Raw genomic sequence first — 10,798 nt, 5'->3', positions numbered from 1 at the left:
CGGAGCTTGTGGTGGACCCGGCCGGACTCGAACCGACGACCGACGCGGTGTAAACGCGTTGCTCTACCAACTGAGCTACAGGTCCATGTAGCAGAAGCCCTGAAGGCGCAACCATCCATCGTCATGACCGCTGCGCTTCGAGCACCCGCATACACATATGGGGGCGGGAGCCACCCTGAGTTGCGACTCTACCGCCCACAGGGCGCAAGCCACCAATCGCCCCGGACTTTCGAGGCGCCGCGGACACCTTTGGCCCCAGTGCGGGTCAGCGCCCCCGACTGGAGACCCTGATTCCGCTCCAGTGCTGCCCCATCGAGGCAGCAGAGGTCGCGTGCATGCCGGCGGTCGCTGCCGCCTCTTCCACCTCTGCGGCCGGGACGGCCCCGGTGGTGCGCGCCTTGGGCGTCAGCACCCAGATGAGACCTGCGCCGTCGAGGTTGGCCTGGGCATCCACCAGGAGGTCGGTGAGGTCGTCGACGTCGCCGTCGTCATCACGCCACCACACGATGGCCGAGTCGGCCACGTCCTCGTAGTCCTCGTCCACCAGAGTGGTTCCGGTCTCTGCCTCAACCACCTGCCGCAAGGTCTCGTCGACGTCGTCGTCATAGCCGAACTCCTGGATGATGAGACCGGAGGCGAAGCCGAAAGCCTCACCCGCTGTACTCGCCACTTCTTCACACCGTCCTTCCGGGCTGCGCCCGTCTCATGCTCGCCCGCTACTGGGCGATGGGCACTAGCCCACCTCACCGGGTACCGGCCGCGCAAGTGAACACGCTCCTCAAATTACCTTGAACTTTGCTTGGAACGCAGTTTCAGATGCGGATGCCAGCCCCACCCCATTCCCACCGATCGTTCGGTTCGGATAACCCGATTCAGGAAACATGATCTACATCACACGTGAGGTGGGACTTTCTTCCCGTCGGGTGCAGCCTTCGCACCTCTGTAGGTCGTAGATTAGGCCTGTCATCCACAGGGGCCTGACTCCGAGGGTACGCCGACGCCGTTTCCAGCGTCCCAGCGCACTCACGAGCCTCGGGCCCACCGCACAGACGCGAGGAAAGAGGATTCCGTGAGCCCCACCAGTGACTCCACGCCGCTCATTGACGGCCTCCTGACGAAGGTGACCGACAACGACCCAGAGGAGACCAAGGAGTGGCACGAGTCCCTCGATGCCCTCATTGCGGACAAGGGCGCCAAGCGGGCGCGCTACATCCTGCTGAGCATGCTGGCCCAGGCCCGCCAGAAGAACGTCACGGTGCCCACCCAGATGACGACGCCGTACATCAACACCATCGACGTCGCCAACGAGCCCTACTTCCCCGGCGACGAGAGCGCCGAGCGCACCTACCGGCGCTGGCTGCGCTGGAACGCCGCCGTCATGGTGACCCGGGCGCAACGCCCCGGCGTCGGAGTCGGCGGCCATATTTCCTCCTACGCGTCCACCGCCACCCTGTATGAGGTGGGCTTCAACCACTTCTTCCGCGGCAAGGACCACCCCGGTGGCGGCGACCACGTCTTCTTCCAGGGCCACGCCTCACCGGGTAACTACGCTCGCGCCTTCATCGAGGGCCGCCTGAGCGAGGCCGACCTCGACGGCTTCCGCCAGGAGGAGTCCCGCCCCGCCGGCGGCCGCGGCCTGCCCTCCTACCCGCACCCCCGCCGCATGGAGGACTTCTGGGAGTACCCCACCGTCTCCATGGGACTGGGCCCGGCTGAGGCCATCTACCAGGCCTGGTTCGACAAGTATCTTCAGGGCGCCGGCATCAAGGACACCTCCCAGCAGCACACCTGGGCCTTCCTAGGCGATGGCGAGATGGACGAGCCCGAGTCGCGCGGCATGCTGCAGCTGGCGGCCAGCCAGCAGCTGGACAACCTCACCTTCGTCGTCAACTGCAACCTGCAGCGCCTCGACGGCCCGGTGCGCGGAAACGGCAAGATCATCCAGGAACTCGAGGCCTTCTTCAAGGGCGCCGGCTGGAACGTCATCAAGGTGATCTGGGGCCGTGGCTGGGACCAGCTCCTCGCCGCTGACAAGGACCACGCCCTGGAGCACCTCATGATGGAAACGCTCGACGGCGACTACCAGACATTCAAGGCCAACGACGGCGCTTACATCCGTGAGCACTTCTTCGGCCGCGACCCGCGCACGGCCGAGCTAGTCAAGGACTGGACCGACGATGAGATCTGGGCCCTCCAGCGCGGAGGCAACGACTACCGCAAGATGTACGCCGCTTACAAGGCGGCCATGGAGCACAAGGGACAGCCCACCGTCATTCTGGCGCACACGGTCAAGGGATACCTCCTGGGCGGCCACTTCGCCGGCCGCAACGCCACACACCAGATGAAGAAGCTGACGTTGGACGACCTCAAGGCCCTACGCGACCGGCTCCACATCCCAATCACCGATGAACAGCTCGAGGCCAACCCCAAGATGCCTCCTTACTACCGGCCGGCCGACGACGACCCCTCGCTGCTCTACATGCTGGACCGGCGCCGTCAGCTCGGCGGCTTCATCCCCGAGCGCCGTGACGCAGGTGTCGAGCTCGAGCTTCCGAGCGACAAGACATACGACATTCTCAAGAGCGGCTCGGGTAAGCAGGAGGTCGCCTCCACGATGGCCTTCGTGCGCCTGCTCAAGGAGCTCATCAAGGACAAGGGCATCGGCCGGCGCATCGTGCCGATCATCCCCGATGAGTCGCGCACCTTCGGTTTGGAGTCACTCTTCCCCACCAAGAAGATCTTCAACACCCAGGGCCAGAACTACACGCCGGTGGACGCCGACATGATGCTGTCCTACCGGGAGTCCACCTCCGGCCAGCTCATGCACACCGGTATCAACGAGGCCGGCTCAGTCTCTCTGTTCCAGGTGGCCGGCACGAGCTACGCCACCCACGGCGAGCCCATGATCCCGGTCTACATCTTCTACTCGATGTTCGGCTTCCAGCGCACCGGTGACCAGTTCTGGGCGGCCGGAGATCAGCTGGCCCGTGGCTTCATCATCGGTGCCACCGCCGGGCGCACCACCCTGACCGGTGAGGGCACCCAGCACATGGACGGCCACTCCCCCATGATCGCTGCGACGAACGACGCCGTCGTCAGCTACGACCCCGCCTACGCCTACGAGATCCGGCACATCGTGCGCGACGCCCTCGAGCGCTGGTACGGACCGGACTCGGGCCGCAACCGGGACGTCATGTATTACCTGACCGTCTACAACGAGCCGATCCACCAGCCGGCCGAGCCTGACGACGTCGACGTCGAGGGCATCCTGCGCGGCATTCACCGCATCAGCTCCGCCCCTGACGGCCAGGGCCCCGAGGTCCAGCTGCTGGCCTCCGGAGTCGGACTGCCCTGGATCGAGGAGGCGCGCCGCATCCTGGCCGAGGACTGGGGGGTGCGCGCCGCCACCTGGTCCGTCACCAGCTGGAACGAGCTGCGACGCCAGGCACTGGAGGTGGAGAAGGCCAACTTCCTGGCCCCCGACTCCAAGCGTCAGGTCCCCTACGTGACGCAAAAACTCACCGGCGCCAACGGTCCCTTCGTCGCCACCAGCGACTACGACCACCTGGTTTCCGACCAGATCCGCGCCTGGATCCCCGGCGACTACTACACCCTGGGTGCCGACGGCTTCGGCTTCTCCGACACCCGCGCCGCTGCCAGGCGCCACTACCTCATTGACGCCCAGTCGGTCGTGGTCCGCGCCCTGCAGGCACTGGTGGAGCAGGGACGCCTGGACCACTCCGTCCTGGCGCAGGCCGTAGCACGCTACGACCTGACCAATGTCAATGCAGGTGCCTCCGGATCCCAAGGCGGCGAGTCCTGAACTCATGCGGCTATAGTCAGACGCACTGACCAATTGCGGTGCCTGTGGAACGAGCTCCTCCTCGTTCCACCGGCACCGCCACATCTGCCGAAAGAGGTCTCCCGGTGTTGCGCTCCCCGATCCTGCGTTCCGCCTCCTTCGCGGCCGCTTGCCTGCTGGGCCTGTCTGGCTGCTCGACCGTCCGAACAGTCCTGACAGGAGCGTCCTCACCTTCTCCGAGCCATGCCCACCAAGCCGCTGCCGCCGGGGAGGGCGACGAGGAGCCCACGGAGGGGTTGGATGCCAACACGCCCGTCGATCCGTTGGAGTACGGGAACTGCACATCCTCCGAGGTACACGATTACGACGACAATCTGACCGACAACGACGAGGAGGACAACCGTGTCCAGGCAGAGGCCCGCGTCACTAGGACAACTCCTGCCTCCGACCGGGTCGACATCACCGAAGACGAGCTCTCCACCGACCACGTAGTCAAGATTTCGTCCGGTGCACGAGACGTAACAATCACCGCATCAAACCTCGTCGTCGTCATTGAAGGAGAGATCGAATCACTCACTATTCATGGATTCGACAACACGGTCTGGGCCGATGCCGTCAATAAGATTACGTTCGGCTCAAGAGACGAAGACAACCTCAACTACGTCTTCTGGCACTCTCGACCACCGCAGTCGAAGGTCGATCCACAAGGTCTCAACATAGTCGGCAAGGACGCCCACGCCCCGATCATCCGATCCTGCAGCGCCCTCTCATGACGTGCACGCACGACCTTCAACATCAGCAATTATCGAGATGGCCAGTGGAGAGCTGTCGAGACTTCGACATTCTGAGGTTGAGCCCGTTCAGCTCGCCGGATCGGGCGCCGTCGGCACTACGGGAGGGGTTGACGGATCGGATCCAGAGTACACATTCAGGTCACGGAAGTGGGGTCGCAAAAGATTCTCGGGGCTAAGAATCTCATCGAGAACAGACTCCTCGAGCAGCCCCATCTCCAAAACCACTTCTCGCACACTGCGTCCCGAACGGGCGCACTCTCGCCCCACCAGATCACCATTGTGATGGCCGATCACCGGATTGAGGTAGGTGACAATTCCTATCGAGTCCAAGACGTTACGTCTGCACACGTCCTCATTGGCCTCGATCCCTACAACGCACAACTCGCGCAGAGTCGACATCCCGCGAGTAAGAAGGTTGATGGACTCGAAGATGGCCTGAGCAATGACCGGCTCCATGACGTTGAGCTGGAGCTGACCGGCCTCCGCAGCGAAAGTCAGCGCGACGTCGTTTCCGATGACCTTGAAACAGACCTGGTTGACGACCTCGGGGATCACCGGATTGACTTTGGCCGGCATGATGGAGGAGCCGGCCTGCCGTTCAGGCAGTCTGATCTCGCCCAACCCCGCGCGCGGCCCGGACGACAGCAGTCGCAGGTCGTTGCAAATCTTGGACAGCTTGACTGCCAGGCGCTTGATCGCGGCGTGCATCGAGACGTAGGCACCGGTGTCGCTCGTGGCCTCCAGGAGATCATGCGCCCCCCGGACGTCCAGGCCCGTGACCTCACGTAGATGACCGACGACGGTGCTCTGGTAGTCGGGCGGGGTGTTGAGCCCCGTACCGATCGCTGTGGCCCCAAGGTTGACCTCCAGCAGCAGGGCAGCATTGTTACGAAGTCGGCCGACCTCCTCCTCAAGGAGGACGGCGAACGCCTCGAATTCCTGTCCCAGACTCATCGGCACGGCGTCCTGGAGCTGGGTACGCCCCATCTTCAGAACATTGACGAGCTCGGCCCCTTTGGCGCGCATGACGGCAATGAGGCGCTCGAGCTCGTCGATAAGTGAATCAACGAGAGTGAACAGTCCTAGGCGGAAACCAGTCGGGTAGGCGTCGTTCGTCGACTGGGACTTGTTGACGTGATCGTTGGGGTTGACGACGTCGTAACGCCCCTTCGCATATCCCAGGTACTCCAGTGCGAGGTTGGCAATTACCTCGTTGGTATTCATGTTGACGCTCGTGCCCGCACCCCCCTGAAACTGATCGACGGGGAACTGATCCATGCAGCGCTCAGCAACCAGAACCTGGTCGCAAGCCCATACGATCGCACCCGCAACTTCCGGATCCAGGGCCCCGAGGTCACTGTTCGCTAACGCTGAAGCCTTCTTGACCTGCACCATACCGCGAACAAAAGCAGACTCATCGCCAATCACCGATCCTGAGATCCTGAAGTTCTCCATCGCCCGCAATGTGTGGATTCCCCAGTAGGCCTCCAAGGGCACTTCCCGTACACCGAGAAGATCCTCCTCCGTGCGGGTCGCCTGCATCATCTCTTGAGCCTCCAAGTCATCTAGTCGGGTACATGCATGCACACGTCCGTACTGACGCACAGTGCGCCCGAACGGATCATTGCAGATTCACCTACCGCAAGTTCCACAATGGTTATGTTATTGTAACCTATGTAGCCCGCATGGTTCGGCCGACACTCCAGCCTTAGTTATCCCCGTATCTTCAACATAAACTCGTGTTGAATCACACGCCGCGCCAAACGAGAACCTACTGCCATAACGATATTCCAGTCGGTAACATCCACAGTATGGATGAGTTGAGCGCCCCGGGAGTGTCTGCACTGCGGCAGGCGCAGGACACAATTATTGAACACTCACTGGACCGTATCAGTTCGGCCCACGATTTCTACCGAACCCTGCCGGAAGGATCCCGCGAGCAGATCGCGGCGGTGGCCCGCCTGGGTGTCACGATGTTCGTTGATTCCGCTGAGAATCCCTCCACCCCACTGGTCCCCTCGCAGATCTTCTCAGTCGCACCGGCGGCCCTGACCGGGGTCATCACGCTGGAGCAGACCCTGGCCCTGGTGCGGACCGTCCTCGATGTCGTGGTTGACGAAGCCCCTCGAGCCGTCCCCGAGAAGGACCATGACGCGGTACGCATCCTGGTCCTGACCTTCGGACGAGACGTCGGCTTCGCCGCCGCAGAGGTGTACGCCAGGGCAGCTGAGGCCAGAGGGGCCTGGGACGCCCGACTGGAATCCGTTGCAGTTGACGCCATGCTCCATGACGACCCTCAGGACGCCGCCACACGCGCCGGCACCGCCGGCTGGAACGGTACCGGGCCGGTAGCGGCCATCGCCGCCAGGACCACCTTGGACGCACTCGGGATATCTCGGCTGCGTCACGAGTGCAGGAACCTCGCCAACGACTGCCTGGTGTCGGTACGAGGCGATTCCGTCCTCATCGTCCTAGGAGACGGCTCACAGAACCATGCTCCGTCATCCAAGCACTCCTCCTCTCACCATGACTCCCGAGTGGAGACCCCTGAGCACCTGGTTGACCAAGCAGCAATGCAGATCGCCGGCGGGCTGGGAGGATCTGCCGTCGTCGGCCCTGTAGTCTCGGGCATCTCCCACGCGGGTCGTTCGCTGCGCTCCGCCCTGGCCGGGCTACGCGCTCTGCCCGGATGGGCCGAGGCCCCCAACCCCGTTCACGCCGACGATCTCCTTCCCGAGCGGTTGCTGGCGGGCGACGAGCTCGCCGGTGAGCAGATCCTCAGCCGAGTCCACGCCCCTCTCCACCAGATGGGTGATCCCTTCGAGAGCACGGTGGCTACCTATCTCGCCCTGGGCGGAAGTCTGGAGGCCACAGCCCGTAGTCTGTTCGTCCATGCCAACACGGTGCGCTACCGGCTGGGCCGTGTCAGCGAGCAGGTCGGCTGGGACGCGACCAACGCGCGCGACGGCCTCATGCTGCACATGGCTATCATCGTGGGTCGACTGGCTGTCGGCCGCGAGGACTGACTCATTCACCTGACCCCGGACGCGAGGGAACGACGGCTCGGTCTCACTCGTCGCGCCGATTGATCCCCGCACTCACCCACGCGGCCGGCCCATCCACTCCGTCGGAGCGGGCCGGCCGCAGTGTCTCGGTGGGATACCGATTCCGGAAAGCTCACCACCGTCTGGGACAATGCTCTCGCCTGCGGCGCCGCCACCAGCGGACCGCACCAACTCTTCTAACCACAGAGCCGCAAGGAGCCACCATGGCTGAGCCGAGTAACGACGACGTCCTGTCCGTCATCACCGAGATCGTCAGCGAGGAGTCCGGCGTCGCCGCCAATGACATCACCCGGAACACCACCTTCGCCCAGGACCTCGACGTCGACTCTCTGGGTCTGCTGACCATCGCCACCCAGGTCGAGGAGCGCTTCGGTGTGGCCCTTGACGACTCCCTCATCCCGACTCTGCTCACCGTCGGAGCGCTGGTTGACCTGGTGACCTCTAAGAAGGCCTGACGACCGAATGAGCCCGGACGCCGAGTGCCACCCTGACGACATCGTCGTCACTGGCCTGGGGACCATCAACCCTCTGGGCGCTGACGTTGAGTCCACCTGGACCGCCCTGCACGGGGGTACCTGCGCGGTTCGTACCCTTGAGCACGAGTGGGTCGAGCACTATGACCTGCCCGTGCGTATCGGCGCTCCCCTGGCAGTCGATCCCACCGAGATGCTCTCGCCCCGCCAGATGCGCCGTCTTGACCGCGCCAGTCAGTGCGCGCTGCTGGCCGCCCACCAGGCCTGGGAGCAGGCGGGCGCCCCACAGGTCGTCTCACAACGTCTGGCGGTATCCGTTTCCCCGGGAATGGGACCGGTCCTGTCGGTCATGGAGGCATGGGACACCCTGAGGAACAAGGGGCCCCGGCGCGTTCTGCCGACAGCGGTCCCCGCGCTCATGCCCAACGCGCCGGCGGCCGCCGTCGGGATCGAACTGGGGGCGCACGGCGGTATCCACGCTCCGGTCTCGGCCTGCGCCTCGGGGGCTGAGGCCATCGCCTACGGTGCGGACCTCATCGCTCTGGGGCGGGCTGACGTCGTCGTGGCCGGGGGTACGGATGCGGCCCTCCACCCGATGAACGTGGCCGCCTTCGGTGCCATGAGGGCGCTGTCGACGCGCAACGCCGACCCGCAGACCGCCTCACGTCCCTTCGCCCCGGACCGTGACGGCTTCGTCCTGGGCGAGGGCGCCGGGATCCTCGTCCTGGAGCACGCCGCGCACGCCGTGGCCCGTGGCGCACAGGTCCTGGCCGTGCTGGCGGGCTCCGGGGTCACTGCCGACGCCTACGACGTCGCACGCCCCGAGCCATCGGGGGCGGAGCAGGAACGAGCCCTGCGGCTGGCTCTGGAGCGCGCGAGTCTTGACCCCAGCGCCGTCGGGCACGTCAACGCCCACGCCACCTCGACACCTGTCGGCGACGTCGTCGAGGCCGCCGTCCTGGCCAGGACGGCGCCGAGTGCGGCCGTCAGCGCCACGAAGTCCGCCACCGGTCACCTCCTGGGTGGGGCTGGGGGGCTGGAAGCGGTCCTGGCCGTGATGGCGCTGCGGGAGCATTGGGCCCCGCCCACACTACTGCCCGCCGGAGTGGATCCGGAGCTGGTCCGACTCGGGTTGGACATCGTTGGGCCGCAGGGCCGGGACCTGCCCCAGCTGACGGCGGCGGCCAGCACCTCCTTCGGCTTCGGGGGACACAACGTCGCGCTGGTCTTCACCCGCCAGTAGTCGTGCTCGGACGGGTGACGCCTCGAAACCTCGCCTGTGACCCACCGCGCTGGACCTGGTCGATCTGGTCAGGCACAATAGCCGTGCATGCCGCGTACGTCATGACATGAGCCCGGTTGCGGGTCGAGACCGTTGGGGAAGGCGAATCTCGAAACCAACCAGGAGGCGATACTCATGATCGGTGCCTACACCCGCGGTGTACTTTTTGTGCATTCAGCACCCCGGGCGCTCTGTCCCCACATCGAGTGGGCAGCGGCCGAGGTGCTCGGTTCGCGTGTTCACCTGGACTGGACCGAGCAGCCTGCGGCTCGGGGCATGATGCGGGCTGAAACCAGCTGGGTGGGGCCTGCTGGAACGGGAGCCACTCTCGCATCAGCCCTGCGCGGCTGGGCGAATCTGCGCTACGAGGTGACTGAGGAGGCGAGCGTCGGCACTGACGGCGGCCGCTGGTCCCACACCCCCGACCTGGGCATCTTCCACGCCCAGACGGATGTTCACGGCAACGTCGTCGTCCCCGAGGACCGGATCCGTGCCGCACTCGTCTATGCGACTGATCCCGAGAAGATGCGCCGCGAGCTCGACCTGGCTCTGGGGCAGGCCTGGGACGATGAGCTCGAACCCTTCCGCTACGCCGGAGCCGGTGCGCCCGTGCGTTGGCTGCACCGCGTCGGCTAGGAGCACGCCGAGCGGAGCTCACCGCATCGCCTCCTGAAAATCGGGTGGCGCAACAGATTTCGCGACCTGTTGCGCCACCCGGTCTACATCCTGGGAGCGTTACAGTCCCTGCGCTCGCAGCTCCTTCATCGCCTTGGCCCGGTTCTTCCGGTCGAGGCGATCGAGGTAGAGGTGGCCCTCCAGGTGGTCGCACTCGTGCTGGATGCAGCGGGCCATGAGTTCCTCCCCCTCGACGACGACCTCCTTGCCGTCCAGGTCCACACCCTCGGCGCGGGCGTACCAGGCCCGCTCTGTGGGGAACCACAGGCCCGGCACTGACAGGCAGCCCTCATCCCCGTCCTGGTACTCGTCCTTGGAGACCTCGACGATCTTGGGATTGAGGATGTAGCCGATCTCTCCGTCGATGTTCCAGGAGAAGGCGCGCAGACTGATCCCGATCTGATTGGCGGCTAATCCGGCCCGGCCGTCCTCATCGACCGTCTCGAGCAGGTCCTCAACCAGGGCCTTGACGGAGTCGTCGATGTCAGTGATCCAGTCGCACTCGGTGCGCAGAACCGGGTCGCCAATGATGCGGATGTCGCGGTATGCCATGGCGGCATCCTCCCATGACCGACACAGGCAGGTCATGCTCGGCTCGCGGGTATCACGGGTTATCAGCGTGCCGCAGCGCACTGCTAGCATCGTCAGAGTCGGGTTATCGGCGTGAACGTGGTGCTTAAGATCTGACTTTGCGTTGGAATAACAAC

The 10,798-nt window shown here is 64.7% G+C and carries 9 protein-coding genes and 1 tRNA gene; 6 read left to right on the top strand and 4 right to left on the bottom strand.

The features are described from left to right. Positions 1-9 precede the first annotated feature (9 nt). Both RWR81_RS10615 and RWR81_RS10610 read right to left on the bottom strand, forming a co-directional pair. Positions 10-85 (bottom strand) — tRNA-Val (locus RWR81_RS10615). Between the two features lie 180 nt (positions 86-265). Next, on the bottom strand, positions 266-670 hold the full coding sequence (locus RWR81_RS10610) for a DUF3052 family protein (protein ID WP_314457588.1): 405 nt from the start codon (positions 668-670) through the stop codon (positions 266-268). Between the two features lie 399 nt (positions 671-1,069). On the opposite strand from RWR81_RS10610, the gene aceE reads away from it, so the two are divergent. Together aceE and RWR81_RS10600 are read left to right on the top strand one after the other, a co-directional pair. Then, positions 1,070-3,823, top strand: coding sequence for a pyruvate dehydrogenase (acetyl-transferring), homodimeric type (gene aceE, locus RWR81_RS10605; protein ID WP_314457586.1), 2,754 nt, complete (start codon positions 1,070-1,072; stop codon positions 3,821-3,823). 275 nt (positions 3,824-4,098) lie between these two features. After that, the gene (locus RWR81_RS10600; RefSeq protein ID WP_314457584.1) at positions 4,099-4,575 is read left to right on the top strand and encodes a DUF3060 domain-containing protein; all 477 of its coding nucleotides are present in this window, start codon (positions 4,099-4,101) and stop codon (positions 4,573-4,575) included. Between the two features lie 87 nt (positions 4,576-4,662). Here RWR81_RS10600 and aspA read toward each other — a convergent pair whose 3' ends face one another. Then, positions 4,663-6,141: an aspartate ammonia-lyase gene (aspA, locus tag RWR81_RS10595; RefSeq protein WP_314457582.1), complete on the bottom strand. Its 1,479-nt coding sequence runs from the start codon at positions 6,139-6,141 to the stop codon at positions 4,663-4,665. Between the two features lie 266 nt (positions 6,142-6,407). Between aspA and RWR81_RS10590 the strand changes: the two genes are divergently transcribed. From RWR81_RS10590 to RWR81_RS10575, 4 genes are all read left to right on the top strand, one after another. Then, positions 6,408-7,622 carry a helix-turn-helix domain-containing protein gene (locus RWR81_RS10590; RefSeq protein ID WP_314457580.1) on the top strand — a complete coding sequence of 405 codons (1,215 nt, stop codon included), beginning with the start codon at positions 6,408-6,410 and terminating at the stop codon, positions 7,620-7,622. A gap of 242 nt (positions 7,623-7,864) precedes the next feature. After that, entirely contained in the window at positions 7,865-8,116 is a 252-nt protein-coding gene (locus RWR81_RS10585; protein WP_314457578.1) for an acyl carrier protein, read from the top strand. A 7-nt stretch (positions 8,117-8,123) separates the two neighbouring features. Then, positions 8,124-9,377, top strand: a complete 1,254-nt coding sequence (locus RWR81_RS10580) for a beta-ketoacyl-[acyl-carrier-protein] synthase family protein (RefSeq protein ID WP_314457576.1) — start codon at positions 8,124-8,126, stop codon at positions 9,375-9,377. Between the two features lie 174 nt (positions 9,378-9,551). Then, the gene (locus tag RWR81_RS10575; RefSeq protein WP_314457574.1) at positions 9,552-10,052 is read left to right on the top strand and encodes a DUF3145 domain-containing protein; all 501 of its coding nucleotides are present in this window, start codon (positions 9,552-9,554) and stop codon (positions 10,050-10,052) included. A gap of 99 nt (positions 10,053-10,151) precedes the next feature. On the opposite strand, the gene def is transcribed toward RWR81_RS10575, so the two are convergent. After that, positions 10,152-10,643, bottom strand: coding sequence for a peptide deformylase (gene def, locus RWR81_RS10570; protein ID WP_309323491.1), 492 nt, complete (start codon positions 10,641-10,643; stop codon positions 10,152-10,154). Between the last annotated feature and the right edge of the window lie 155 nt (positions 10,644-10,798).

The sequence above is a fragment of the uncultured Actinomyces sp. genome, assembly GCF_963526355.1.
In the GTDB taxonomy this organism is placed as follows: Bacteria; Actinomycetota; Actinomycetes; order Actinomycetales; family Actinomycetaceae; genus Actinomyces.
This window is presented reverse-complemented; position numbering and strand designations above follow the sequence as displayed.